The 25,410-nt window shown below is 61.1% G+C and carries 20 protein-coding genes and 1 pseudogene; 12 read left to right on the forward strand and 9 right to left on the reverse strand.

Annotation, left to right across the window (positions count from 1 at the left end):
* Positions 1–42: 42 nt before the first annotated feature.
* Positions 43–306: a DUF3653 domain-containing protein gene (locus ACWV8V_RS05520; RefSeq protein WP_455899141.1), complete on the reverse strand. Its 264-nt coding sequence runs from the start codon at positions 304–306 to the stop codon at positions 43–45.
* A gap of 251 nt (positions 307–557) precedes the next feature.
* Between ACWV8V_RS05520 and ACWV8V_RS05525 the strand changes: the two genes are divergently transcribed.
* The 4 genes from ACWV8V_RS05525 (at position 558) to ACWV8V_RS05540 (ending at position 8,026) form a co-directional block, all read left to right on the forward strand.
* Positions 558–1,748, forward strand: a complete 1,191-nt coding sequence (locus ACWV8V_RS05525; RefSeq protein ID WP_455899142.1) for a tyrosine-type recombinase/integrase — start codon at positions 558–560, stop codon at positions 1,746–1,748.
* A gap of 104 nt (positions 1,749–1,852) precedes the next feature.
* The gene (locus ACWV8V_RS05530; protein ID WP_455899143.1) at positions 1,853–3,283 is read left to right on the forward strand and encodes a site-specific integrase; all 1,431 of its coding nucleotides are present in this window, start codon (positions 1,853–1,855) and stop codon (positions 3,281–3,283) included.
* Positions 3,280–5,616 carry a hypothetical protein gene (locus tag ACWV8V_RS05535; RefSeq protein WP_455899144.1) on the forward strand — a complete coding sequence of 779 codons (2,337 nt, stop codon included), beginning with the start codon at positions 3,280–3,282 and terminating at the stop codon, positions 5,614–5,616. Before ACWV8V_RS05530 ends, ACWV8V_RS05535 begins: the two co-directional genes overlap by 4 nt.
* A gap of 763 nt (positions 5,617–6,379) precedes the next feature.
* On the forward strand, positions 6,380–8,026 hold the full coding sequence (locus tag ACWV8V_RS05540) for a P-loop NTPase fold protein (RefSeq protein ID WP_455899145.1): 1,647 nt from the start codon (positions 6,380–6,382) through the stop codon (positions 8,024–8,026).
* Between the two features lie 105 nt (positions 8,027–8,131).
* On the opposite strand, the pseudogene ACWV8V_RS05545 reads toward ACWV8V_RS05540, so the two are convergent.
* From ACWV8V_RS05545 to arsH, 3 genes and pseudogenes are all read right to left on the reverse strand, one after another.
* Positions 8,132–8,577 (reverse strand): annotated as a pseudogene (locus tag ACWV8V_RS05545) (DNA methyltransferase); the annotation flags it as partial.
* Positions 8,578–9,041: 464 nt separating this feature from the next.
* On the reverse strand, positions 9,042–9,461 hold the full coding sequence (gene arsC, locus ACWV8V_RS05550) for an arsenate reductase (glutaredoxin) (protein WP_455899146.1): 420 nt from the start codon (positions 9,459–9,461) through the stop codon (positions 9,042–9,044).
* The gene (arsH, locus tag ACWV8V_RS05555; protein WP_455899147.1) at positions 9,458–10,198 is read right to left on the reverse strand and encodes an arsenical resistance protein ArsH; all 741 of its coding nucleotides are present in this window, start codon (positions 10,196–10,198) and stop codon (positions 9,458–9,460) included. The genes arsC and arsH overlap by 4 nt, the downstream gene beginning before the upstream one ends.
* A 40-nt stretch (positions 10,199–10,238) precedes the next feature.
* Here arsH and ACWV8V_RS05560 point away from each other — a divergent pair, with 40 nt between their 5' ends.
* Genes ACWV8V_RS05560 through ACWV8V_RS05580 form a run of 5 tightly spaced genes read left to right on the forward strand, consistent with a single transcriptional unit; the run spans position 10,239 to position 14,248 of the window.
* Positions 10,239–10,553, forward strand: coding sequence for an ArsR/SmtB family transcription factor (locus ACWV8V_RS05560; protein ID WP_455899608.1), 315 nt, complete (start codon positions 10,239–10,241; stop codon positions 10,551–10,553).
* Positions 10,554–10,580: 27 nt separating this feature from the next.
* Entirely contained in the window at positions 10,581–11,072 is a 492-nt protein-coding gene (locus ACWV8V_RS05565) for an arsenate reductase ArsC (RefSeq protein ID WP_455899148.1), read from the forward strand.
* A gap of 20 nt (positions 11,073–11,092) precedes the next feature.
* Positions 11,093–12,151: an ACR3 family arsenite efflux transporter gene (gene arsB, locus ACWV8V_RS05570; protein ID WP_455899149.1), complete on the forward strand. Its 1,059-nt coding sequence runs from the start codon at positions 11,093–11,095 to the stop codon at positions 12,149–12,151.
* A gap of 3 nt (positions 12,152–12,154) precedes the next feature.
* Positions 12,155–13,135, forward strand: coding sequence for a thioredoxin-disulfide reductase (gene trxB / locus ACWV8V_RS05575; RefSeq protein WP_455899150.1), 981 nt, complete (start codon positions 12,155–12,157; stop codon positions 13,133–13,135).
* Between the two features lie 27 nt (positions 13,136–13,162).
* Entirely contained in the window at positions 13,163–14,248 is a 1,086-nt protein-coding gene (locus tag ACWV8V_RS05580) for an ArsO family NAD(P)H-dependent flavin-containing monooxygenase (RefSeq protein WP_455899151.1), read from the forward strand.
* A gap of 79 nt (positions 14,249–14,327) precedes the next feature.
* Here ACWV8V_RS05580 and ACWV8V_RS05585 read toward each other — a convergent pair whose 3' ends face one another.
* Complete coding sequence (locus ACWV8V_RS05585) at positions 14,328–14,552, reverse strand: helix-turn-helix domain-containing protein (RefSeq protein WP_455899152.1); 225 nt, start codon at positions 14,550–14,552, stop codon at positions 14,328–14,330.
* 504 nt (positions 14,553–15,056) lie between these two features.
* On the opposite strand from ACWV8V_RS05585, the gene ACWV8V_RS05590 reads away from it, so the two are divergent.
* Entirely contained in the window at positions 15,057–15,701 is a 645-nt protein-coding gene (locus ACWV8V_RS05590; RefSeq protein ID WP_455899153.1) for a histidine phosphatase family protein, read from the forward strand.
* A gap of 479 nt (positions 15,702–16,180) precedes the next feature.
* Here ACWV8V_RS05590 and ACWV8V_RS05595 read toward each other — a convergent pair whose 3' ends face one another.
* Positions 16,181–18,922, reverse strand: a complete 2,742-nt coding sequence (locus ACWV8V_RS05595; RefSeq protein WP_455899154.1) for an autotransporter family protein — start codon at positions 18,920–18,922, stop codon at positions 16,181–16,183.
* A 469-nt stretch (positions 18,923–19,391) separates the two neighbouring features.
* Between ACWV8V_RS05595 and ACWV8V_RS05600 the strand changes: the two genes are divergently transcribed.
* Complete coding sequence (locus ACWV8V_RS05600; protein ID WP_455899155.1) at positions 19,392–19,685, forward strand: hypothetical protein; 294 nt, start codon at positions 19,392–19,394, stop codon at positions 19,683–19,685.
* Positions 19,686–19,707: 22 nt separating this feature from the next.
* Here the strand turns inward: ACWV8V_RS05600 and ACWV8V_RS05605 are convergent, their stop codons facing one another.
* The 3 genes from ACWV8V_RS05605 to ACWV8V_RS05615 are packed head-to-tail and all read right to left on the reverse strand — an operon-like array spanning position 19,708 to position 22,627.
* Positions 19,708–20,364, reverse strand: a complete 657-nt coding sequence (locus tag ACWV8V_RS05605) for a response regulator (protein WP_455899156.1) — start codon at positions 20,362–20,364, stop codon at positions 19,708–19,710.
* Between the two features lie 60 nt (positions 20,365–20,424).
* Entirely contained in the window at positions 20,425–20,826 is a 402-nt protein-coding gene (locus tag ACWV8V_RS05610; protein ID WP_455899157.1) for a type IV pilin protein, read from the reverse strand.
* Entirely contained in the window at positions 20,810–22,627 is a 1,818-nt protein-coding gene (locus ACWV8V_RS05615) for a PilC/PilY family type IV pilus protein (RefSeq protein WP_455899158.1), read from the reverse strand. The genes ACWV8V_RS05610 and ACWV8V_RS05615 overlap by 17 nt, the downstream gene beginning before the upstream one ends.
* A 445-nt stretch (positions 22,628–23,072) precedes the next feature.
* On the opposite strand from ACWV8V_RS05615, the gene ACWV8V_RS05620 reads away from it, so the two are divergent.
* Positions 23,073–25,400 carry an ATP-binding protein gene (locus ACWV8V_RS05620; protein WP_455899159.1) on the forward strand — a complete coding sequence of 776 codons (2,328 nt, stop codon included), beginning with the start codon at positions 23,073–23,075 and terminating at the stop codon, positions 25,398–25,400.
* Positions 25,401–25,410: the final 10 nt, after the last annotated feature.

The following is a 25,410-nucleotide window of genomic DNA, read 5'->3' on the forward strand; positions in this document are numbered from 1 at the left end:
GATTGTAGGGGGTGTAGGGGCACGGCCCCTACGGAGACGCTCTCAGCCCGCAGACCGCCCGAAGTGCCGGTCTCGGAAGTCGCCCAGGTCTACGACGACGACCTTGACCATCTGGCGCTGACCGGCTTTTTGCTGTCCGGCCTCGGCCTTGCGCCGGGAGGCGAACCCGGCCACCCTGAGTTCCATCTGATCGCGCCATGCCAGCCCGGCAATCCGTTCGGGGGTCATGCGGTCGCCGTCAGGGCTGACTAGGTAGTTGCCTCTGACGCTCCAGCCCGCGAAGGGGCCGGTCAGGTACTGGCACATGCATCAATGCTCGCTTTGTCCTTGGAACCACGGAGAGGCAAGAGCGATGCCAGCAGCAGGCGGATCAAGCCTGCGTAGTACCGGCTGACGTTTAACATAATATACATTATGCGAAAAAGTGGTACTTCTAGGGCTGTTGCGTCCGGCGGGCATCTTGCCATGATTTGACTGCAACAGCAGCCTGACAAATAGTACAAATGGCGTTGGCCTCGCAGGACATATTTGTGCTGAGACAGTTGACTGGTTCCCAGGTGCCCAGCGCTCTGCGGGGAGCTTTGATCGTTGATGATCGCTACAATTTGCCCCGCTACTGGGCTACGGTCTGGGCATCAATGACCAGCTCTGGATTGGCAGCGTCGACGCAAATCAAGCGGCTCAGATACGTGGAGAGCCTTTATCGCCACGCGGATGACCTGTTCGGCGCCTGTTCTTTAGATGACGCGCTTGGAGATCTGGACGAAGCCCGCCTCGCTGAAATACTTGAGTCCTGGTACATATCGATCCGAAATCGGACGGAGCCAACGTCAGCCGATGAATCGCGCTGGAGGACCGGGCTGCTGTTCGTGACCGCGGTCGTGACTTGGCTTTCTAAGACGAATTTGCCCGCCGGGAAATTGCGACGTATCAATGGCCAGCTTCATCGCCTGTCTGCGCTCTACGCCCAGCTACACGTTAGAAAAGCAAAGCAGGCCAGCCACATTCGATCTCTTCCCGCTGTAGTGATCGAAGGCCTTTACGAGATGCTTGACCCTGAATCCCGGACCAATCCGTTCTCAAGGGAGCATGGCCGGTGGCTAGCCTACATCGCGTTCATGCTGATGCTTCACCAAGGACTTCGCCGCGGCGAGTTGATGCTCTTATCGGCCGATGTGATCAATAGCGCGTTCGATGACCGTCAACAGCGGATCCGCCACTGGTTGAATGTTTCCAACAACCAGTACGCAGACGATGAAATCGACTCGCGCTACTCGCGCCCAAGCATCAAGTCCTTCAACGCGATTCGACAATTGCCGGTGAGTGCTTCTCTAGCAAGAATGGTGCAGTGCTATGTTGAGAACTATCGGGGAAAGCCTGGCCACCCTTTCCTTCTGAACACGCAGCAGAACACTCCTTTATCCACGGAGTCCCTCACAAAGATGTTCGCGAAAATTTCCGCTAGCCTGCCTCCTAGCGTGATCAAAGAGCTGACTGATAGGAATGGGAGATCGACGGTAACGCCGCACGACCTGCGTCATACCTGCGCTGTGGTCAGGCTCAATCAGCTCCTGAGGCAAGGAGACTCAATGGATGAAGCACTTCAAAAATTAAGAGCCTTCTTTGGCTGGTCCAGGGAATCTCAAATGCCCATCCGGTACGCGAGAGCAGTGTTTGAGGATCGGCTGTCTACCGTATGGAACGATGCATTGGATGAAAGGGTTGCGGTATTGAGGGCGATACCTTAGTACCCTCTCGCCGGGAGAGAAGCATGCTGAAAAAGACAAATGCACGTTCGAGGTCCGGTCGTAATATTTGCTCGATAGTAGGCCAGCTTCCCGCTCTACCTCCGATGATCCGTTACTACGACGAGTTCGACGAAAAGCAGCGAACGATTCAAGATCCGACTACAGCGCCCGTCTTCGCTGTCTACGTCGATGGTCGCGTCATCAACGTTAGATTTGATCATCTATCGGACCAGCTTGCAATTTTGATGAAGCACGTCTTCCAGAACATTTTGGAGCACGGCTTGGCTCCGTCAACGGCAGTAAAGTACGTGCTTGGAAGTAAGGCTATAGGCGACTCTGCCCTATCGGAACTTCTGACGCTTGTGCCAGTGGAGGTTGGAGCCTTTTGGTCGATCTTCTTCTCTCGGGCGCTGCCGACCGATGCGTACTCTTGTGCTAAGTCAATCTTGCATCTCCTGTGCAAGCATCGAATTGGTGAGTGGTCTGAAACCTATCAAGACGTGATATCTGCCCTTCCCCTGCCCTTCAAGGACAAGTATGCGGTAGTTCGATCCGGCAGAGCCTTTATCTCGGCCCAGGACGAAGCACTGATCGTTCGATTCTTGGATGACGCAGCGGAGGAGTCGACTAAGGGGCAACTTACGTTTGAAGATGCGCGGAAGGCGACGATGTTGCTCTGCGCGTATCAGTTCGGAATGCGCCCCGTCCAGATCGCATTGCTCTCGCTACGCGACTTAAAGATTCGCCACTGTTCGACAGATTGCTTCGCCTCCGCGTACATCACGTTTCGGATGGTGAAGCAACGTACATCGAGTGCTTACAAACCTCTTGTCAGGCGCGTGAAAAGCGAATGGACCCCGCTCGTCGTTCAAATCGATCGTCAACTTCGAACGGATGGCGTGGATGGTGGCGGAAGATTGTTTGGCGTCCAATCTGCCCTTGAAGCAAGTCGCCACATCAGCGCATTGCTCCGCACTAGACTTGAGTTGGATGCGACGGCGGTCAACCTCCGGCATACGGCCGCCCAGCGCCTAGTTGATGCCGGCGCAAGTCATGATGAGCTGGCTGAGTTCCTTGGCCACTCAGACACTACAACCGCACTTGTCTACTACGAAACCTCTGCTAATCAGGCCGAGAGGGTCAATTCCGCACTCGGTATATCGGAAATTTATCAGCGGATTGCTCGCATTGCCCATGATAGGTTTATCAGCGCAGACGAACTCGCGCTACTGAAGGATTCGCAGCAGATCGGGGGGGCGCCTCACGGAGTAGCAATTGCCGGCATTGGAGGGTGCACTTCTGGACAGCCTGCATGCCCCTACAATCCGATCCTGTCGTGCTATGGCTGTATGAAATTCATGCCGATTCAGAACCTGCCGATGCATTTGAAGGTCCTGAGTGATCTGCGTGAGGTTGCGCGATTCTTTCATGAATCTTCTCGTGGGGATGTCGTCTCTCCTGCGTACTTGCAGCTCGAACGAACTATCGCCGAAGTTCAGGCAGTCGTATTCGAGCTTGAGGGGCTGCCGTCATGAACATCCATTTCAAGGCCTTTGTTCATCACGGGATGGCGCTGGCAGCAACGCACGGTGTGACTTGGGACATCCCCCTTGAGTCCACTGGGACTGCCGTTAAAAGCCATGAGTGGGATCTGACAAGCCTCTCAGGCGGCGTCGCACCCACGCACCGCCTACGCCACTTTTGTTCAGATCCCGCTGCGCTGAGCGCGCTAAATGGGGTGCGTGTCTCCAATGGGCTTCCAGCCCTGCCCTCTGTGACCTTTTCCAGATCATGGCAGGACCTCATCAAAGCCGCAGTGATGCAGCAACTGTTTGTTCGGAGGAACTCTTCAGGTCACGTCGCCAACAGTGTGGTTCGCCCCCTGCGGGTGATTGCGACCTGTCTGGCGATGATTGAGCCGTGGCAAGCGACAATTGACGACGTAGCCCTCGCGGTTGCTATCGGAAGAGATATTCAGGCCTCAGGCAAGCTCGGTGACTTGATCGTCGGGCTGATCAACGATCTGCTCGATACCAATCACTTGACGGATTCGGGACCGCTCTACCCTGCCCTGGCATCGGCCCGCCTTCAACCCCGGGCTCATCGGAGGTCCAGCTTCTTAAGATCGCAATCGGAGATCAAGCACGGGCTTGAGGAACGCAAGAAGGCGGAGCGGCTGCCAGAGCGCCGCGCGTTTTGGGAGTTGGTCAGGATCGTGATGACCGAGCAGCCTCTCACGTTCATGGACGAACTGAGATTCGCAGCTATCCGCATAATGATTCTTACCGGATTTAGGATTGGCGAAGCTGTTCTCCTCCCCGCAGATTGGCGTACAGAAAGACACTACTACGACTCAAGGTTGCGGCCGGCCGGCGAGTTGGGCGGCTACTCGCACTCAATGATGATTCGGCATTTTGCCGAGAAGCAGCGGGCTAAGAACGCAAAGAGCGCCGTGCTCATCGAGAGAAGTCACTACGTCCCAAAGATGTTCGAGGATATCGTTGCAGAGACGCTCGGACGGGCTGTGGCAATCACCGATCCTCTTCGGAATACCCTGAGGAAGCAGATCGATACAGGGCGCCTTCTTCCAGACTTCCAGCCAAGTGACTTGGTCCCAGTCACGCAGATCTACACCTATCTTACGGGAAATGCGTTTTGGCTGAATTTGAGTGAGGTCCAGAAGAAGGGTCTTGTAGAAAGGTGTCGCAGACAGTACTCGGAGGAGATCTTCGCTGAGATACAACGTCTGCAAGAACAGATGAGTGTCCACTCCCAAGTGGAGGTAAGCGCAGCCGCTGGCATGTACTTTCGTAGAATGGCAGGGATTGAGAGCGGGGGCCGGGGCGCTATCTCACTAAGGAATGAAGATGGTAATGCCATCTCATTTAGCAGTGCCGGGCACGATCTACATTCCGCATTCGTAAGGATCGGCGAGCTTGAGAGTCACCTACGTGCTGCGGCGGCTTCAAAGTTGCCTGATACCGCGCCTTTTCGTCTGGAAGATCGCGAGCTCGCGTCATGGGAGTTCCTCTTTCTGCACCCGAAGCGATCGCTTAGCGAGGAGCGAAACGGGGGGATTTGTGATGTAAGTCGCTATTTTGCCGTTGGTAGGCCAGACGATGTCTTAGTCAATCGTGGCCTAGGCGAGCAAAGATCCCGCGACACGCTGTTTGAGCGCTACGGCCAATCGACAACGGACAAGGAACTGGTTCTGACCTCTCACTCTCTTCGTCATCTGCAGAATACTGAGCTCTTCAGGCTTGGTGTCGCGGATACAATCATCTCAAAGCGCTTTAACCGTCGTAGCCTGGCTCAGAGCTACGAGTATGATCATCGGAGCTTGGCGGAAGAGCTTGATCAACTCGAGCTTCCAGATGGGGTCGAAGCGACACTGGGAGAAAAGGCCTCCACCGTTGCGAGAATGATTCAGCTGGGCCGAGCTAGCGGACCAATCGTGAACGCATTCAAGCAGATTCAGGTCAGTGAGGGTGACGCTGCTGCGTTCGAATTCTTGAAGGCGGAGGCCGATGGATTTCATGCAACCCCCTACGGACATTGCTTGAACAGCTTCACTGTAGATCCGTGCCCGAAGCACTTGGAGTGTTTCTCTGGCTGCAGACATCTTTCCGCTACCAATCTGCCTGAGAATAGACGCCATTTGCAGACGCTTGAGCTAAAGCTTGTCGCAACTGTTGAGGCTGCAGAGGCAAGGTCCTCTAATAGCGTAGGTCGAATCAATCAGATTAATCACGCGAAGGCCAGGCTCGCGGGCGTGCAAACACTTCTAGCGACTTCGCCGGGAGAGAAGCCATTTCCAAGCGGCCCGGACCTTTCGCTCGCTACACCCAAGGGAGTTATGGATGAATAGTGAAAGCTCTGACCCCAGCGACACTGACCACGACCCGGAAATGCGGTTGGTACTTGATGATCTCCTGGCACGGGATGAGGACATCACTGCGCGGTCCGTCGCACGACTGCACCCTAGGATCAAAGCTGCGTCATCAATTACGCGCAGCATAGAGCGGAGTAGGCTTCTATCTAGCTACCAGCAGCGGCAGGCTGAGTTTCGTCGGTGGCGTGGCAGGCCCACCAAGTTAGCCGGTGCCGCAGCTGCCAGCGCTCTTGCGGACCGTGACCTGTCTATCTCGGAGCTTGAGTCTCAGGTTGCCTTGCTTACCTCTTCTCATGTCGCGTTGATCCGGGCGGTAGGCGAGTTGGGCGGATTCAGCAAATGGGCGCAGTTCTACCAGTCGTATCGAGATTCAAGGGACAGATTGATTCAGCTCGGAGCGCTACCTGAGGCGAGCGTTGACGTGATGCCGCTACGCAAGAAGCAGTGACCCTCCGGTACGGGACGAGGCAGCGCAGCTGTGCATTGTTGTTTGGGTTTAGGATTTGATGGATCAAGCTGGAAGTGGGGTTGGTTTTGCCTCCAATTTTCTGGGTACCGTGTTTGATTGCACTTGTACACCCGCTGCACGATCGACCACGCGCGCTTTACACCTCGCGGGCGTGGCGGGGAGACGAGTGCGCGCGCCGGCTTGTGTCCGTCCAGTGGCGGCTCTAATCTGAACGGAGGCAAGTCGCCTACGACATGGCATCCCGCCACTCACAGAGGAAGGACCCGCCGCATGACCGCAGAGTCAGCTCTCGTTCGCTTGATCATGTCGCCCGAGCCCCGCGCATTAGCCTTGGTCGGGAGCTGGGGCCGGGGGAAGACGCACCTATGGCGGCGCCTGGTCGACTCGACCGCCAACCAACCTAGGCTCAAGTACAGCTACGTCTCACTCTTCGGAGTCAATAGTCTGGAAGATTTGAAGCTGGCTATCTTCCAAAAGGAGATCGACGCCGGGCCGCCAAAGGCCGAGCCGAGTCGGTGGGACCGACTGGTGTCAAAGATGCCAGGACGAGCAGCGGCTGAGACAGCGACGCAACTGGAGAACCCATGGATCGGAAACCTCAATGCGCTCTACAGGACGATCACCTTTTCCCGCGTAAAAGGCCGCCTGATCTGTTTGGACGACTTCGAAAGGAAAGGCAAAGACCTTGACCTGGGGCAGGTGCTCGGCCTGATCACATACCTCTACGAAGAGAGGGAGTGCGCTGTGGTACTGATCCTGAATGACACCACCATGGAAGGCATCAATGATTGGAACAAGCTGCGCGAAAAAGTATTCCATTCAGAGGTCACGTATCGCCCCTCGACCGAGACGTGCGTCGATATCATTCTCGGAACGAACGACGGTAACGAATGGTACAAAGGTGCGCGCCACGTTTTAATGCAGCTGGATGTAAGCAATATGCGGATAATGACCCGCATCAAAGATGCAATCGCCCCACTCGCCGAACAATTTGGAAGCGTGTCAAGCGCAACCAAGTTTCAGATCGGCGCGACGCTGGCTCTCTACATCTATTGCCACAATGCATCGGGAGAAGGCGCACCACCAATGGATCGAGCGCTCGCGCATCACCGATTAGCGTTTGCAACCAAGCCCGACGACCAGAGCGCGGAAGAGAAGCGGTGGGATGCAATTCTCAACAAAATTGACTTCTACCCCGACGAGCTTGATCTTGCGGTTACAGCATACGTTCGGGACGGCTACCCGGACATTACGGAGTTCACCAATCAGGTAAATCGATTGGAGTCTGCGCATCAGGCAAACAGCGTAGAGCAGGCCTTCACGTCGGCATGGGAGGCCTATCACAACTCATTCGACGACAACTCAGGCGACATCATTGCTGGATTCGCGCAGGTGTTTCCAGCTGCAGCACCGACCATGCACGCAATGAACGCCAATTCTACGATTGCACTAATGAGGCGACTCGGACAGGAAGAACTGGCCGACTCCTTCATCGCAGACTGGATTACGCCGCGTCGAGGCGCGCGGCGACAGGAGCTTTCTCTTCGTGAAGCACAGATATTCGGCCCCATTACTGACGCGAGGTTCCTGCAAGCCTTAGATCAGGCCGAACGAGAGGAAACAACCGCCCCAGATTTGAACGAAGCACTGGAAACCGTCGCACGAGGACAGGGATCTCTTGACCAAGCACTGCACACCATCTCCCGCTCGGACCTTGACGACATCGTTCGCTGGTTTGAACGTAATCCTGGACGAACGTCGAGGACCTTTATTACCACCAGCATGCAGTTCCAAGGCGGTGAACACGTTGCTGTGGCACAACGTCGAATTCGTAGTGCGCTCGAGATCCTCAGTGAACGGTCACCGATCAACGGAGTACGGGTATCAGGAATTCTCCGCGCCATCGACGACTTGTAACCTCCCTCCACATATCGGCAAAATGACCTGATGCCCAGAGGGTGGAACCGAAGCCGCCCGAGGGCGGCTTCTTGCCTTACGCCAACTTCATCAGCGCTGTGGCAGTCACAGAGCGACGTCGTGGTGATGACTTTTCATCTCGATACCGGTCCAACCGTAACCTTCCGCATCCGCGGCTACCAGAGTGGTGCCCGAGCCAGAGAACGGATCAAGAATCTGTCCGCCTTCATCGCAGATTCCCGCCAGATGGCGCATGAGATTGGTAGGCTTGCCGGTATGTGAGGCTTGTCTGCTTTACTTATGGCCTCTCGGATGACCCCAGGCAGCACCGGCGCGCCGCCGACCCAGCGGCATGGTCCCCTTGCTGCCCCAAACCAGGTACTGGGCCTGGTTGCGGAAGCGCCCCAGTTGCGTGCGCACGCCCTCTGTCTTGTCCACAACGCCACACCGGGCTGGGTGAACCCGGGATCCTGCAGCGCGCCTGTGGTCAGTGGCATCTGCTGCCAATCGGTGAACGGCAGCACAGGCGCCCCGTTCTGCAGCATGCGGCTGGCCAATAAGCGCAGCGCGGGGCTACTCAATGCCTGGACCGGGCAGGTCTACGACACCCGGGACGTGGCCAGCTGGTGGGACGCGTAACGAAAAAGGCCGCCTCCGGGTGGCCTTTCCTCTTGGATTCGGTGTACGACCGCGTGAGCGCCTGTGCCAATAATGTACCAAATGCCCCGGACGCCTTGTTGCGCCTAGATGTCCGTCTAGTCAATCAATGGTCCGACCGGCCAGAGGAGCCAGTAGTCCGGCGGTGACCAGCCCAGCGGAGAAGCCTCCCACCAACAGCCCCAGCGACCAGCCAGTGCTTCTGGACATGGGAAGCGCCAGAATGGCCAACAGGTAATAGCTGCTGGCACACGCAATGATCAGGCCGGACTCCCAGCGCAACGATCAGCTGGGGCAGCTTTTGCGGCGGTCTGGACGCGCTCTGAATGCGCTCGAACTCTCCCTGCCGCTTAGCAACTCAGCGGACGCGCTTGCCGTCCTGATCGATCACCACTTCGCCATCTTCCTTGGTAAAGGGCTCGTGCACTGCTGGCAGGATGTCCAGAACCATCTCGGAGGGCCGGCACAGGCGCGTGCCCATGGTGGTCCGGACGAAGGGGCGATTGATGAGAATAGGATTGGCCAGCATGGCATCCAGCAGTGCGTCCTCGCTCAACGCGGGATCGTCCAGCCCCAGTTCCAGATAGGGTGTGCCTTTCTGGCGGATTGCACCGCGAACATCCAATCCGGCGGCGGCGATCAGCTCGACAAGCCGCGTGCGGCTGGGTGGGTTGACCAGGTACTCAATGACTTCAGGCTCAATGCCGGCGTGGCGAATCAACGCCAAGGTGTTTCGCGAGGTGCCGCACTTGGGGTTGTGATAAATGACAGCGTTCATGCGTTCGCCTTTTCATTCAATGCGGACTCGACCACGCCGGCCGCGGCGGTCAGGGCGGCCGCCTCGACTGCCCCCTTCCGTTCGCTGTAGCGATCTACCAGGTAGTCACTGCGGCCACGCACCAAGAGGGTGAACTTGACCAGTTCTTCCATCACATCCACGACGCGATCGTAGTAGGCCGACGGCTTCATGCGCCCTTCGTCATCGAACTCCTGCCAGGCCTTGGCCACCGAGGACTGGTTCGGAATCGTGACCATCCGCATCCAGCGGCCGAGAACTCGCAACGCGTTGACCACGTTGAAGGACTGGGAGCCGCCGCAGACCTGCATCACTGCCAGGGTACGACCTTGGGTCGGGCGTACGCTGCCCTCTTCCAGCGGTAGCCAGTCAATCTGGTTCTTGAACACGGCAGTCAGCGTCCCGTGCCGTTCCGGGCTGACCCACACGTGCCCTTCGGACCACAACGAGGCTTGGCGCAGCTCCTGCACCTTGGGGTGGGAGGCGGGCACCGAATCGAGCATCGGCAGCTCATGCGGATCAAACACTCGGGTCTCTGCGCCCAGATGTTCCAGCAACCGCTGCGCCTCCAAAGCCAGCTTGCGGCTGAACGACTGCGGGCGCAGGGAACCGTACAAGATCAGGATGCGGGGCCGGTGCGGCGCGGCATTCGGCTCGCTCAGCTTTTCGGCCACCGGAGGGTTCAAGGCGCCCGGGACGACATTGGGAAGGTGTTGCATGGGGGTTGTCCTGCCTATTCGATTCGACTATTCTAGAATCATGGAACATAAAAACGCAACTCACGCCCTGGCCGCCCTGGGTCACGCCACCCGGCTTTCCATCTTCCGCCTGCTGGTCCAGGCCGGAAGTGGCGGCAAGCTGGCCGGCGACATCGCCCAGTCCCTCTCCCTTCCCGGTGCCACCCTCTCTTTCCATCTGAAGGAGTTGCTGGCCGCTGGCCTGATCACCGCCGAGCAGCGCGGTCGCACCATCTGCTACCGGGCCGAGTTCGAGGCGATGAGAGCGCTGGTGGCCTACCTGACCGAAAACTGCTGCGCCAACGAACAAGCCTGCGAACGTCCTGCTGGCTGCTGACCTTCTCCCGTCATAGAGATCGCTCAAATGACCCGTCGTGTTCTGTTCTTGTGTACTGGCAATTCCGCCCGCAGCGTGCTTGCCGAATCGACCCTTAAAAAATGGGGCGAGGGCCGCTATCTCTCCTTCAGTGCGGCCAGCCAGCCGGCCGGTCGCGTCAATCCCTTTGTCATTGCCCAGCTGGAGCGCGAAGGCTTCCCGGTCGAGGGCATGCGTAGCAAGTCCTGGGACGAATTTGCCGAGGCCGATGCCGCTGCTATGGACCTGATCGTCACCGTGTGTGACAGCGCGGCCGCCGAGGCATGCCCGGTGGTGTTTGGTGACTTCATCCGCGTGCATTGGGGCCTGTTCGACCCGGCCGGCGTGGAAGGTTCGGATGCGCAGAAGGCAGAAGCCTTTGACCGTGCCCATCAGACCATCAAGCGACGCCTGCAGGCCTTCCTAGAGATTCCTGACAGCGCTTGGGACGACCGCGCGGCGCTGAAGGCCCGCCTCGACCCGATCGCGCAGATCGACTAACCGCTTTTCCGAGACCTGCCATGACTACTGATTCCCCCCGCCTGTCCTTCCTGGACCGGTACCTTACGCTCTGGATTTTCTTGGCGATGGCCCTCGGCGTCGGCTTGGGCGCGATGTTCGAAGGTGTCCCTGCCGCGCTCAACAGCCTGTCGGTCGGGTCGACCAACATCCCGATCGCGATCGGCTTGATCCTGATGATGTATCCGCCGCTGGCCAAGGTGAAGTACGAAGAACTGCCCAAGGTCTTCGCCGACAAGCGCGTGCTCATGCTCTCGCTGCTGCAGAACTGGATCGTCGGTCCGTTCCTGATGTTCGGCTTGGCCGTGCTGTTCCTGCGCGACTACCCCGAATACATGACCGGCCTGATCCTGATCGGCCTGGCCCGCTGCATCGCGATGGTGTTGGTATGGAACCAGCTGGCACGCGGTGACAGCCAGTACGTGGCCGGCCTGGTGGCGTTCAATTCGATCTTCCAGATCGCGCTGTTCAGCGTCTACGCGTGGTTCTTCCTGTCCTGGCTGCCGCCGGTATTCGGCCTGCAGGGCAGCGTGATCGTTGTCAGCTTCTGGACCATCGCCGAAGCCGTGCTGATCTACCTGGGCATTCCGTTCCTGGCCGGCTTCCTTACCAGCCGCTGGCTGAAGGCGCGCAAGGGCGTGCGCTGGTATGAAGAGAAATTCCTGCCGGCGATCAGCCCGATCACCCTGGCCGCGCTGCTGTTCACCATCATGGCGATGTTCAGCCTGAAAGGCGGCGACGTGCTGCGCATCCCCATGGACGCGGTGCGCATCGCGATCCCGCTGACGCTGTACTTCATCATCCAGTTCATCCTCAGCTTCTTCATGGGCAAACTCATCGCCAAGGATTACCCGCGTACCACCGCAATCGCCTTCACTGCGGCGGGCAACAACTTCGAACTCGCCATCGCCGTGGCGATCGCGGCGTTCGGCCTGGCCTCGCCGGTCGCCTTCGCGGCGGTCATCGGCCCGCTGGTGGAAGTGCCGGTGCTGATCCTGCTGGTGCACGTCGCCCTGCGGCTGGGCAAGCGCTACTTTCCTGCCGATGCCAGGAGCCACTGATCAATGAGCAGCACACGACACCTTTCGCTGTTAATCCTCGGCTCTGGCCCGGCTGGCTGGACCGCGGCGGTCTACGCCGCCCGCGCCAACCTCAAGCCGGTGGTGATCACCGGTCTGCAGCAGGGCGGCCAGCTGATGACCACCACCGAGGTGGACAACTGGCCCGGCGACGCGCATGGGCTGATGGGCCCGGACCTGATGAGCCGCATGCAGGCCCACGCCGAACGCTTCGAGACCGAGGTGATCTTCGACCACATCCACGCCGCCGACCTGTCCCAGCGCCCGTTCCGGCTGATCGGCGACAGCGCCGAGTACACCTGCGACGCGCTGATCATCGCCACCGGCGCTACCGCCAAGTACCTGGGCATTGCGTCCGAGGAAACCTTCAAGGGCCGCGGCGTGTCGGCCTGTGCCACCTGCGACGGCTTCTTCTACCGTGACCAGGACGTGGTCGGCGGCGGCAACACCGCCGTGGAAGAGGCGCTGTACCTGTCCAACATTGCCCGCAAGGTCTACCTGGTGCACCGCCGCGACACCCTCAAGGCCGAAAAGATCATGCAGGACAAGCTGTTTGCCAAGGTCGCCGCCGGCAAGATCGAGACCGTCTGGCACCACCAGGTGGACGAAGTGCTGGGCAATGACGCCGGCGTCACCGGCGTGCGGGTGAAGTCCACCCTGGACGGCAGCACCCGCGACATCGAGGCGCACGGCTTCTTCGTGGCCATCGGCCACCACCCCAACACCAGCCTGTTCGACGGCCAGCTGACCATGAACAACGGCTACCTGGACATCCGTTCGGGCCTGGGCGGCAACGCCACCCAGACCTCGGTGGAAGGCGTGTTCGCCGCCGGCGACGTGGCCGACCAGCACTACCGCCAGGCGATCACCTCGGCCGGTTTCGGCTGCATGGCTGCGCTGGATGCCGAGCGTTACCTGGATGCGCTCAATATCTCTGATCAACAGCAGCATAGAAGCGCCGCCTGACTGTTGCGCAGGCAGAAGGGAGCGTAGATGGACAGCATCGATGTGGTGGTGATCGGGGGTGGCCAGTCCGGCTTGGCAGCCGGCTACTTCCTGCGCCGGAGCGGGCTGTCCTATGTGATTCTTGATGCGGAGGCAGCTCCCGGCGGTGCCTGGCAGCATGCGTGGGAGTCGTTGCACTTGTTCTCGCCCGCGGGCTGGAGCTCGATTCCCGGCTGGCCGATGCCGGTCAGCCGCGCGCCCTACCCCGCCAAGACGGAAGTGATCGACTACCTGGCCCGCTACGAAGACAAGTACGCGCTGCCGGTGTTGCGCCCCGTGTGGGTGCAGCGCATCAGCCGCTCAGGCGATCAATTGCTGGTAGAGGCAGATGAAGGCCGGCAGTGGCACGCGCGTGCGGTAATCAGCGCCACCGGTACCTGGCGTCATCCTTACAGACCTGTGTTCGACGGGTTGAAGACATTTGCTGGTATGCAGCTGCACTCGGCCTACTATCTCACCCCCGAACCCTTTGCCGGACTGCGCGTGGCCATCATCGGAGGCGGCAACTCCGGCGCGCAGATTCTGGCCGAGGTATCCAAGGTCGCCCAAGCCATTTGGATCACCCAGCAGGAGCCGGCGTTCCTGGGTGACGATGTCGATGGGCGCGTGCTGTTCGAACGCGCTACAGCGAAATGGAGAGCGCAGCAGGAAGGCCGCGAGCCGAATTTGCCGCAGGGCGGTTTCGGCGACATCGTCATGGTCCCGCCGGTGGTGGACGCGCGTCAACGCGGCGTGCTTGCCTCCATAAGGCCGCCGGCCCGTTTCACCCCCACAGGTATGCAATGGCCAGATGGCAGCGAGCGCCCCATTGATGCCGTGATCTGGTGCACCGGCTTCCGGCCGGCGTTGTCATACTTGGAAGGGCTGGGCTTGGTCAACGCGCATGGTCAGATCGATGTGGACGACTCCAAGGTTCGCTCTGTCGCAGAGCCATTGGTCTGGCTGTTGGGCTACGGCGACTGGAACGGTACTGCATCAGCCACGCTGATCGGCGTCACCCGCTACGCGCGCGAAGCTGTTAGGCAGATCAGCGACTACCTCCGATCCTCAGCTTCGTCCACACCCGGTGACTGAGCCGCGCCGCCGTCGGCCAGCCCCCGCACTTGTGACTGCAAGGTAACGCGACCGCAGTCCCCACTATGGCCCTGCCAACCTAAAGCCCGGCAGCAGCCAAGAGCTCGGACGGCTTGATCCCTAGCCCATTTGCGAGCCGGACCAGGGTCCCTATAGTGATGTTCTTCTCGCCTCGCTCAATTGCACTGCAGTAGGCGCGATGCATTGAAATTGCGTCGGCGAAGCGCTCTTGGCTCGAGCCGGTGGCTAGGCGGCTTGTTCGAATGGCTGCCCCAAGTTGGAGCGCTAGATTCTCTTCCTGCATGGGCACAGGATTGGCGTTGAGCTACTTCTATAGCTACCACCCTAAAGGTAGACTACTTATAGGTATCAGCCGGCAAAGCCATGGCGCTGCTTCTAATTGATCCCGATTACGACCTCCTGCTTGACCTAGGCGCCCCAGTTGGTGTGCTTGAGTCCGTACAAGAACAGTGGCTGCGGCTGGCCCATGACCCGGAGCGTGAGGAGTTTGCAGCTCGGATTGCGGCTCGCCTTTTGCCAGTTCTATCAGACTGCCTCGACTGGGACCTGAAGCCACCCACTTCCGCACAAGTAAGCTATGCCGTGTCGCTTGCGAGGAAGTTAAACCTGGAGATACCGGCCAAGGTTCTCCAGCGCCGCAGCGACATGGGCGCTTTTTTGGACGCTAACGCAAATCTGATCCTAGGTTCGAAGCGTACGCGCGGTCGCCTTAAACCCCCGAAATCCGCATAAAATTGGTATCGCACGCACTCTCGTCCAGAGGAGAAGCGAACTCAAATGAGACTCAATGCTCACGCTGATTAGACACGCGCAAAGCACCGCAAATGCTGGCTCTGCAACGCATGATCCTGCGACCATTCCTCTGACGCCGGCGGGGCATTTGCACGCGAAACAATTGGCGAGATCAGCGTTCCCCTCTCCAGTAGGGGCAGTCTGGAGCTCACCCTACTTGCGGGCAGTTCAAACGGCGACCCCTACTGCAGAGCGGTACGGGCTGACTGTCCAAGAGCTCCCCATCCACGAGTTCACCTATCTTTGCCCGGCTCGGTGCGCGGGGACGACTGCAAGCGAGCGGATGCAGTGGGTGGAGGACTACTGGAGCCGCTGCGATCCGAAGTACATAGATGGGCCCGGTGCCGAGTCATTCTCAATGCTCGTCGGGCGTGCGCGTGACGCCCTTTGTCTGCTTGGAGCCGGAATGAGTGCCGGGCATACCCTCGCCTTCAGTCACGGCCAGCTCCTGCAGATGATTTATTGGCTACATGTGTACAAGGGCGATCCTGTATCGAAGACCGGAATGCGAGGTTATCGTGCCTTAGACCGGCAAATGCCGATCCGTCACTGCGAGGGGCTTAGCATCTACCCAACTTCATCCACGGTCGCCGCTACCGTTTCGCGATGGCCTTCAAGAAGCAACGCCCGTTCCGGATGACGAGCTAGCCCTTCAGGTCGAGGCGCCGGCGGGGCCCTGCGATCGCGGCCACCATCACTGTCGCTGCGCCGTCGGCTGACCTGGACCTGATGCACGCCGGAAGCGGGTGTAGTGTTCAGACGGCGGATGTCGCGATGCTTGGTCGCGGACAAGCTGTGGATGGCTCGTCGCGCGCACGACCATCGGCAACTGCCAATTGTCAGTTCAGTTCAAGGCTCGACCTTCATTCGCTTTCGGCCAGAAGCGCAGATCCGGCTTTCACGTCCGCAGTCCAGCTGCGCCGGCTTCGAATTAAGGACCCGTCGACCAAGGCCCAACGAGGCATGCAAGGCCGAGGTCGACGGGTTGAAAGGGAGAATCAACGTGATTATTGCAAGGCCTGCCCCCGCACGATATGAGATTGCTTGCATTCTCAACAGAAACGGCCCGCGTCCTTTCGGATCGCGAGCCGTTGAGTTACCTGACCTGGAAAGCGGCGTTTACCAGGCGTACTTCACGCCCATCTGGCCACCAACGCTACGGAAGCCATCGTCACCGCGCTGGGTGCTCAGCTCGCCCCAGCCCGTCAGTCGCGGCGACAGCTGCAGCTGCGCGCCGACCTTGGCCTCATAGACGTCCTTGGACACAATTCCCTGCAGCTGCTGATCGCCCATCCACACCGCGTTGGCATCGCGGCCGTTGCGGATCCAGTTTACCGCCATGAAAGGCTGCACGCGGTTACCCGTGGCGGCAGTGGAGTGACCGTACAGTCGTGCGCCGATCCGGGTCTGCACGCCACCCGCTTCGGCGCCCTTCACGATGGTGCCGTTCACTTCCTGATGCTGGCCACCGTTCATCCGGTAGTCGGTCCAGATCACCTGCGCTTGCGGCTCGAGATAGAGCCCGCTGTTGTCGGTTTGGTGCAGACGCACCGCGTAGCCCGCTTCCAGCGAAGCCGACAGTGCGCTCGAACGATACTGCTCACGGGCCAGTGCATCGCCCTGAACCCGGTTCTTGAAGCGGGCCGCCTGCACCCAGCCATCGATGTACAGGCCATCATCGTCCTCGGCGTCCTGCATCCAGGTGCCGTAAACACCGAGCGCACGCCCATCCACACGCCCCTCGGCCCCATAGCCGGTCAGCTCAGAGGTGATGCGGTGGGTTGCTTGGCCGCTCGCGGCCATTACGCCGACCACGCCGCGGTCCTGGCTGCCCCAGAAGGTCAGATCGCTGCCCACCTGCACCGCGTTTTGACGCCCCTGCCCCACGAGCTGGTCATTGACGCGGTAGCGCGGCTGCTCGGTGGTGATGCGTGCCCAGGCGCTGCCGAGGCTGCCATCGCCGCGCTGGCGCTGAGCGAGATTCGGCTCACCCACGCGCTCGTGCAAATCCATGTTGAACAGGCCCAGCGCCGAGGCCTGGTTGGACAGGTACGCGCCGCCTTCCGCGCGAAACACCGACGGCGGCTTCGGCGGGTCGATGACCGGATCAACATTCGACAGCTCCGACCGTAGGTACCAGTCGCCGTCGTTCGGATCGGTGTGCCCGCCTTGGTACAGGAAGTACTCGTAGGCACCACCCACCGCTCGACCGGCCAGCGCGTACTCGCCGGCCGACATGCCATCCACCTGGACCAGCTTGATGCCGTCCTCCGTCTGCGCACCGGTACCGCCGATGTTGTTGACGGCGATCTGCGCATTGCCCGAGGTATCGCCCATGACGTGCAGCAGATCGGTCGGCGAGCTGTCATCGCCAAGGTCGGTATTCATCGCCAGCAGGCCGTTGTCGGCGTGGAAGTTTCCCTCCACCGTAAGCGTCTTGTACTGTCCATCGCTGTGGTCAAACACCACACTGCCGCCGACCAGCGACAAGGTGCCCACCTCCGAGTTGCCGGTGATATCCCAGCGGCTGCCATTGGCCAGCGAAAGATCGCCGATGGCATCCGTGGCGCCCTTCCAGTAGCTGTTGTTGTCCAGCAACAGCGCGGAGGTACGATCCAGGACGCCGTTGGCATCCGAATCCAGCGCACCGTCGGCAAAGCGCATGTCACCAAGCGCCACGACATCTCGGTCGAAACTGAGGGTGTTGGCCACGTCCGAGCCGAACTCGACCACGGTCCCGTTGCCTTCAATGGTGCTGCCATCGGTGGCGGTCAGCGTGCCGTTGTCGAGGTGCAACGCCGCGGCGGCATCCGCGCGCAGCGCGCTGCCTGCCAAGGCGATCGTGGCACCTCCGCTGGCGCGCGCAGCATTGGCGCCAGTGCCCTGCGTGAAGACCAAAGTGTCAGCCACGTTCAGCTGTGCGCCGGTGCGCGCTTCCAGTCCGTGCGCCGCTTCGCCATGAGTGGTGAACGTGCTGTTGGCGACCGAAGCGTTGCCCGCTTTCCACACATCCAGGCCATGGCCGGCGGTCTCGAAAGATGATCCTTCAATCACCGCGATGCCGCCCTCAAGATCGACGCCCTTGCTGCCCATGCCGTGAGTTGCCACGTTGGTGTCGCGCATCTCGAGCACCGCGCCATCGCGCGCACGGGCGCCGTGCGAGTTGGTGCCCTCCGTGACAATGCGGCTTTCTGAGATAGCAAGCTTTGATCCTGCGTCCCCTGTCGCCACCCCGCGCGAGGTGTTGCCAGTGGTATGGATATTCAGCTGAGTACCTGAGAAATCACCGCCTTCAACAGAGAATGCACCGTCGGAGAACTCATTGCTGGTGTTGATGCGCGCGCCGATCCCGGTGATCTGCGCGCCTCTTGCCTGGATGGCATGCGACGCGTAGCCGCTGGTGGATACTTCCACGTCAGAGAAGGTAATGGTCGAGCCGCTGTAGGTTGCGCTCAGTCCTGCACCAGATTGCCCGGTGGTGCTGATGACAGCGCCCTTGATCGCCGCACTACCGCCGGAACGGACGCCCACACCGTGGCTGGCGTTACCACTGGCGCTGACACTGCCGCCGGCGAAGTCGATGTGACTGCCCTCGCCCTCGGCGTGCACGCCGTAGGACGAGTTATTGCCTACGCCCGAGGCAGTGACGCCTGTTGCGGAAATCGTGCCTCCATTCACGGCAGACAGGCCATGGTTCCAGTCGACCGGATTGCTTTCTGCGGTCGCGTCACTGACATCGACGTGAACGCCGTCGGCCACGATCGGTGCTGCCCGGGTCATCATTGGGGCCATCAGCGCTGCCGCCACTGAAAGGGATAACAGGTGTCGCGCACAGGGATAAGAAAGGGTTCGCATGGTCATGCCTCGTTGCTGGGTTAGGGCCGTGTGGCCAACGAGGTAAAATGTTAGATGTGACCGGGGCCCGTTCATATCATAGGATTCGCAAAGTTGCGGCCACCGGCGAATCGATTGAGCAGCAGTTGTTTCCGCTTGAACAAGACAGTGAAGGTGCGCCTGCCTCTCATTTGCACTGCATTTTTCGAGCCTGACTAAATACAGCCGCCCATCCGCCCTGAAATAGTCCGCCGCCCTTCTGACGAAAGCGGATTGCAATGTCTGTCATCAATGTGGTCGTCCAGAAGGACATAGGCGTTGTTGCTGTCGACACCCTTTCAAGCAACCCAGGCGCCGACGGCGAACGCCGCGGCCTGTCTCGCGTGTTGCATCTGCCCGACGGGCAGATGCAACACGGTGCGGAGCGATCGTGCCTCGGCTTCTGGATGTCCACTGGCGCACCTACAGCCTAGGTTGCGGAACCGAAGCATAGACCTTGCCGGCCACCGACCAGCAGTTCGACTTGGTGGCCATCGGTTGGTCGGAGAAGAGTGCCAGGATGAATACGAAGAGGCCTGGTCCGGTGTCGCTGCTGTCGGCCGGTGGCTACCTCTTCGCCTCCTGTGAGGTGGCGTTTGTCTCCACCGTTCGGTCCGCTGCGCGCAACCATTACTTCCAGGTCGGACTATGCTCGGGCCTGAAGATCTGCATAACGCAGGCCTGCGTGGAGGCAGCCAATGATGCCCATGGCCGTATGACCAACGAACTGCACCAAGTGCTGGGCTTGTAAGTGTTCCGCCGGCATGAGGTAGTTACTCGCGCTGCAGCCTCGCCAGCATCGCGAAAAGCTCGGCATCGCCTGACACCCCCAATCGCCGCATCGCGCTGATCTTCTGGTGACTGACCGTGGCCACCGTCCGCTTGCGCAATTGGGCGATGCCGGTCAGCGTCAGCCCTTCACGCAGCAGCCGCAGCACTTCGGCCTCGCACGCGGTCAGCACATCCAGTGGCGAGGCATCGGGCTGAAGGCGCTGGGCTAGGCTCGCGCGGGTGGCTTGGCACAGGTAGCGGCGGCCGGCGACCACCCCATGCATGGCATCCAGCAGCTCCGCTGAACTGGAGGTCTTGTGCACAAACCCATCGATGCCGCAGGTGAAGGCCAAGCCGATCTGTTCGGGGGCGTCATCGGCAGTGAGCACGATGATACGAAGCATGGGGTACAGCCCGCACAGGCGGGCGAGCATGGACAGCCCGTCGGGCAGCGTCTCCTGGGGCATGTGCAGGTCCACTAGCAACAGGTCACAGCTACGGGTGGCAAGCAAGGTTTCCAAGCTGCTTGGGCCCTCGGCGTGGCCGACGACCTGGAAGGACTGGCTTTCGTTCACGATCACCGACACCCCGGCTCTCAGCAGGGCATGGTCATCGGCAATCACCACGCGCGTGGCGGGCGGTACGGCGGCGGCATTCATAAGCGACGGTCTCGTTGCCGGATACGGGATATTGCGCATTGCATTGCGGGCGCCATCCGATCACCAGCATTCGCTGCGTCCGGCCCTGGTGCGTCCAGCCTGGTCCAGCGTCACCCGGCCACAGGTATGGTCGGCCTGCGGCAATACCGGCTCGGCGCTGATGGTGTAGCCGGGGTCGGTGGTCTCCACCTGCAGGCGATAGCTGCGCAGTTCGCCGGCGCAGGCCGCGGCCGCGGCCGGCGCCGCCAGATGGCTCAGTGCGCGCGTGTAGCGCCGCTCAAGCACGTTGGCCCGGTCGGTCATGCAGACCTGCGCGCGCACCTGATATGTCCTGACCACGTGCTGCCGGTAGGACGGCATCCCGATGGCGGCAAGGACGGCGGTGACCGTGCAGGTGATCATCAGCTCCAGCAGGCTAAAGCCGCGGACGTGGCGGACGACTATCTCAGTCTTCCTCATCATCCACCAGGCGCACTTCGCGCCAACTGACCCTGCGCACACGGTCGCCGATCGGATTGGTGATGCCGCCGTCCTCACCAGAGCCGCCCAGCCAGTCGCCCAGGGAACCGGGCGCGTTGGGCCCCTGCCCACCAGGCCGAAGAAACTGTCGTCCAGGCGTCCGCACGCTGGCGTCGGCAAGATCGGCGACGTCCAGCAGTGCGCCGGAGCCGATGAACACCAACGTCTCGCCTGTATCCGGATTGCGCGCCGCCAACGGGGCGGCGGTGATCGGCTGCGCGTGGCTGCCGCTGAGGGCGGCGAATAGGTGCTCGCCCTGGGCGGCCGGCAAGTTGACGCGGTACACGCCACAAGCAAGGTCACCGACGTAGGTGGTCTCTGCGAACCCATCGCGATCGGCATCCCAGGTGCATGGCCCCGAGGCGCCTTTTACATGCTCGTCGAATAGAATACTGCGCACATCGCCGCCCGCAAGGCCGATGCTGATCAACCGGGAGGCATCGCCGCTGCTCTCCACGCCATTGCCCAGCACTACCCGCCAGTCGCCGTCGGCCACCTGCGCGACTAGCGGCTTTCCCAGCAACCGGCCCAGCCCGTAGATCGTGCTGGCAACGTACTCCCAAAGCAGGCTAGGGCTCGCGGGCTCGGTCTCATCCAGCGCAAACACCCCGCGCCCGCCGTGCCCCAGCGTGTCACTGCTGCGGTCGCTCGCCAGATAGTCCAGCACGCTCCTGTCGCCCAACATGCCCTGCGCGGTGGGCGATAGATTGGACCATTGCAGCGTCATTAGCCGCCCGGCACTGGCGGTGTACAGATTGCGCCCCGTCCGCTCGCGAGCATGCAGGCGCGCTGCCGCGCTCCACTGCGCTGCCCCGGTGCTGGTCGCCCCGCTGGTCGCATCCACGCCATAGGCCACCAGATCGCCGCTCCAGCTGTCGGCTCGGTAGGTCGCACTGAATGCCCCGCCGTCCGTATCCAGCGCGCCGCCATTGCTGGCCAGCGCCGCACCCGCGCCCGGTTTGGACTGTGTGATCATCTGGAAGGCGTCTTCCAGGCTAGCGACCATGCGGGTAGCGTCGGAGGCGGCGAAGAAGGTGCGCGGACGATTCTCACGCTTGTCACCATTGACCAAGTCGACGTCGTTCCACCGGCTGGCGTCGGGCAGCCTCTGCGCCGACGGATCGAAGGCATTGACGCCATCCGGTACTTTGAAGCCGCCGTACTTGGCCGCCACCACGTACTGGTTGTTGGCGACCTTACAGTCGCCCTTCTCAATCACGTCCACCCAGCAGGTGCGCAGCGTCTGTTTGCCTGGCAGTCCGTTGGCCACAGAATCCGGGTGCAGTTCGGTGACGTCTCCGAGATGCACCAGCGCGGCGATGTAGCCCGAGTTGTACTTCTGCGGCAGATGGAACGATGCGGCTGTAGCGCGGCGGGTGGCGTCAGCCGGCATGTGCCAGATTTTCGTCATGGCCTTGACCACGTCGTAAGACGTGCCGGCGGCTACGGCTGCGGGCTTGGCGTGATCCTCACCCGCTTCGCTGGTGGCGGCCGGCAGGATTTTCTCCTTCCAGGTATTGGTGTCGCCGATGCCGAGCAACGTGTTGCTCTGGCACTGGTAGGCGATCGGGTCATCCCAGCGCGTGATCACCGGAAAGCCACCGGCCTGCCGATAGCAGGTGATCGCATTGCTGGACAGCGCACTGAACTCGGCAACGTTGCCCAGCCTGCGCAGGTAGCGGATGGCGGCATAGTAGAGCTCGCTACCGTTGTCGTAGTACTTCGAAGTGCGGCCGGTCTTCATCTGCCCGAACCTCTTGAGATAGTTGATGGCGCCGCTATCCTTCACCCCCGCCGCCCGTGGCCGTGGCATCGGCGGCATCCGGGCTCCCCAGCTGAACTCCGGTCACCGGGTTCCATTCTGCCGCCACGTTAACGGTGGGCGGCTTGATCGGATCGGGTTTCATCGGTCCGATGAACTTCTGCCGGGAGCGCACGAGCGGCGAAGCAGGTGAAAAGAATGCGCTGCCAGCCTCACTGGTTTCCATATGAGAAATCGCAAAGTTCTGCCTGGTTTTCCGGCCCAGCGGGACGCCGATGGAAGTTCACTCGCCGGGACTGGAATCGCGCTACCTTATCGTCAGGCAGACCCGCTGCCACGCATCCCGCCCGTCGCCCTGCCGGCCCTACCGATGACGCCCACCCTACCCGCCAATACCAACGCATCCCTTTGGCCAACGCGCGTCTTCATGACGCTGCTGATCGTTTGCGTGCCATGGCACGCGATCGCGCAACCGGTGCAGCTCACGCCGGTCGAACAGGCGTGGATCGCGGCGCACCCTGTCATCCGGGTGACCTCCGATGCGCAGCTGGCCCCGGTGGAGCACATGCGCGATGGTCGCCTGAGCGGCCTGTCGGCCGACTACCTCGACCTGATTGCCAAGCGCACCGGGCTGCGCTTCCAGTTTGACGAGGCACGTGACTGGGATGCGGCGCAGGCCGCCGTGGTCGCGCGCCAAGCAGATATGCTGGTCAATGCCATGCCCGATCGCCTCTTCCAGACCACGGAAGAGGCAGTGCAGTTGTCGCGTCCTTACCTGGTGGCGTACAGCGTGGTATTGAGCAAGCCGGGCCATCCCAATGTATGGAGCATGGACGACCTGGCCGGCAAGCGCGTGGCGGCTCGCAGCCAGGGCCAGTACGCAGAAGTAGTGCAGATGAACTACCCCGACATTAAGGTGGTGCCGGCGCTTACGCCACTGGATGCCTTCCAGATGGTGATGGATGGCCAGGTAGACGCGGCAATAGGCACGTCGCTGACGTTCGTGCCCTTCATCACCCGGAAAGACAACAGTGAGCTATACATATCGCACCCCCAGATCGGGATGGCGATGACCGCACAGTTTGCCACGCGTAAGGACTGGCCGGAACTGCATGGCATCATCGAAAAAGCGATGTCCTCGGTAACCACGGCAGAGGAAACGCACCTTCGCGAACAATGGCTGCGCAGCGAGGATTTCGGCGCGCCCACGCTGAAGACCGTGCTTCAATACAACTGGCCCTGGGTGGCCTCCATCGGCATCCTTGTCCTGAGCTTGGCCATCGTTGCCCGCTGGGCGATGCGGGCGCGACGTGCGGCCATCGAAGGCGAGCGGGTGAAGGCGCGCTTCCTGGCCACCATGAGCCATGAGATCCGCACCCCCGTCAATGCCGTGTTGGGTGCGATCGAGGTGTTGGCCGACCAGGCCCCGCAAGGGCGCCAGCGGGACCTGCTGGAAACCGCCGAACAGGCCGCCGAGGCGTTGACCGGGCTGCTGGACAACGTGCTGGACCTGTCCAAGCTGGATGAAGGCAAGATGCAGCTGGACAAGGTGCCGGTCGAGATCCGCGCACTGGGCCGCAGCGTGGTTTCGATCTTCAGGACAGACCTGGAGAAGCGCGGTATCGATCTGCACGTGAGCATGCCGGAGGAAGAGCGCTGGCTGATGATCGACCCCACCCGCTTGCGCCAGGTGCTCATGAACCTGCTGGGCAATGCGCGCAAGTTCACCGAGCGCGGCAGCGTCACCCTGGCACTGGAGGTGCTGGAGGAAGGCGGAAGCAGCTGGCTGCACGCGGTGGTCAGTGACACCGGCTGCGGCATCCCGCCCGCGCTGCAGGCCGGTATCTTCGACCCGTACACCCAGGCCGACGGCAGTATATCACGCCGCTATGGCGGCACCGGCTTGGGCCTGGCGATCAGCAGGGAACTGGTGGTGCTGATGGGCGGCGATATCGAACTGCATAGCGAGGAAGGCGAAGGCACCACGGTCAGCGTGCGTGTCCCGGTGGAATCGGCCGAAGAGACACCAGTGGCCACGGCTACCGAAGCGGGTGATCGTATCGCCCGCCTGCGTGTGCTGGTGGTGGATGACAATGCCGCCAACCGGCTGGTGCTGGGTGAGCAGCTGGCACGGCTGGGCATCGCTGCCGAGACCGCCGACAGCGCCGAAGCGGCGCTAATACGGCTTCACCAGCAACAGCCCCTGCCCGATGTGGTGCTGATGGATTGCTACATGCCGGACGTGGATGGCTACGAAGCGTGCCGACGGATCCGTGCATCGGGTATTGCCGGCAGCGAACGCCTGCCCGTGATCGCCACTTCCGCCGCCACTGATGCGCCGCACCTGCAGCGCTGCCAGGACAGCGGCATGAATGGCGTGCTGCAGAAGCCGGTGCGGCTGATCGAGCTGCGCGGCATGCTGGCCCTGTGGAGCGGCGGCGGATGGAATGCTGGCCAGCCCGATGCCACCGATGCATTACAACGCCAAGTCGAAGCGGAGATGGCGGTGGATCTGCGGCAGCTGCTTGCCGATGACTTGCAGCAACTGATAGCCGTCATCCAGGCGGCGGATAGCGCGCGGATCGTGTTCTACGCCCATCGGCTGCATGGCGCAGCGGGACTGGTCGGCATGCAGGACCTGGCCGCCACGGCGGCCGCCATCGAGCAGGCGCCTATGGAAAACCGCGGGGCGGCCATCGAGCGGCTTGCCGTGCTGCTGGAAGCACTGAGGCCGTCGCCCCCCGCCACTTCCTGAGGCATCGCGC

It is taken from the genome of Stenotrophomonas sp. Ker107b (genome assembly GCF_053847245.1).

Coding starts and splice junctions, on each gene's coding strand:
- ACWV8V_RS05585 (WP_455899152.1), bottom strand. CDS start 14,552: ATGCAGGAAGAGAATCTAGCGCTCCAACTTGGGGCAGCCATTCGAACA.
- ACWV8V_RS05565 (WP_455899148.1), top strand. CDS start 10,581: ATGACCCGTCGTGTTCTGTTCTTGTGTACTGGCAATTCCGCCCGCAGC.
- arsB (WP_455899149.1), top strand. CDS start 11,093: ATGACTACTGATTCCCCCCGCCTGTCCTTCCTGGACCGGTACCTTACG.
- ACWV8V_RS05540 (WP_455899145.1), top strand. CDS start 6,380: ATGACCGCAGAGTCAGCTCTCGTTCGCTTGATCATGTCGCCCGAGCCC.
- ACWV8V_RS05610 (WP_455899157.1), bottom strand. CDS start 20,826: ATGATGAGGAAGACTGAGATAGTCGTCCGCCACGTCCGCGGCTTTAGC.
- ACWV8V_RS05580 (WP_455899151.1), top strand. CDS start 13,163: ATGGACAGCATCGATGTGGTGGTGATCGGGGGTGGCCAGTCCGGCTTG.
- ACWV8V_RS05535 (WP_455899144.1), top strand. CDS start 3,280: ATGAACATCCATTTCAAGGCCTTTGTTCATCACGGGATGGCGCTGGCA.
- ACWV8V_RS05530 (WP_455899143.1), top strand. CDS start 1,853: ATGATCCGTTACTACGACGAGTTCGACGAAAAGCAGCGAACGATTCAA.
- ACWV8V_RS05590 (WP_455899153.1), top strand. CDS start 15,057: ATGCTCACGCTGATTAGACACGCGCAAAGCACCGCAAATGCTGGCTCT.
- ACWV8V_RS05520 (WP_455899141.1), bottom strand. CDS start 306: ATGTGCCAGTACCTGACCGGCCCCTTCGCGGGCTGGAGCGTCAGAGGC.
- arsC (WP_455899146.1), bottom strand. CDS start 9,461: ATGAACGCTGTCATTTATCACAACCCCAAGTGCGGCACCTCGCGAAAC.
- ACWV8V_RS05615 (WP_455899158.1), bottom strand. CDS start 22,627: ATGAAGACCGGCCGCACTTCGAAGTACTACGACAACGGTAGCGAGCTC.
- ACWV8V_RS05560 (WP_455899608.1), top strand. CDS start 10,239: ATGGAACATAAAAACGCAACTCACGCCCTGGCCGCCCTGGGTCACGCC.
- ACWV8V_RS05595 (WP_455899154.1), bottom strand. CDS start 18,922: ATGACCATGCGAACCCTTTCTTATCCCTGTGCGCGACACCTGTTATCC.
- ACWV8V_RS05620 (WP_455899159.1), top strand. CDS start 23,073: ATGACGCTGCTGATCGTTTGCGTGCCATGGCACGCGATCGCGCAACCG.
- arsH (WP_455899147.1), bottom strand. CDS start 10,198: ATGCAACACCTTCCCAATGTCGTCCCGGGCGCCTTGAACCCTCCGGTG.
- ACWV8V_RS05605 (WP_455899156.1), bottom strand. CDS start 20,364: ATGAATGCCGCCGCCGTACCGCCCGCCACGCGCGTGGTGATTGCCGAT.
- trxB (WP_455899150.1), top strand. CDS start 12,155: ATGAGCAGCACACGACACCTTTCGCTGTTAATCCTCGGCTCTGGCCCG.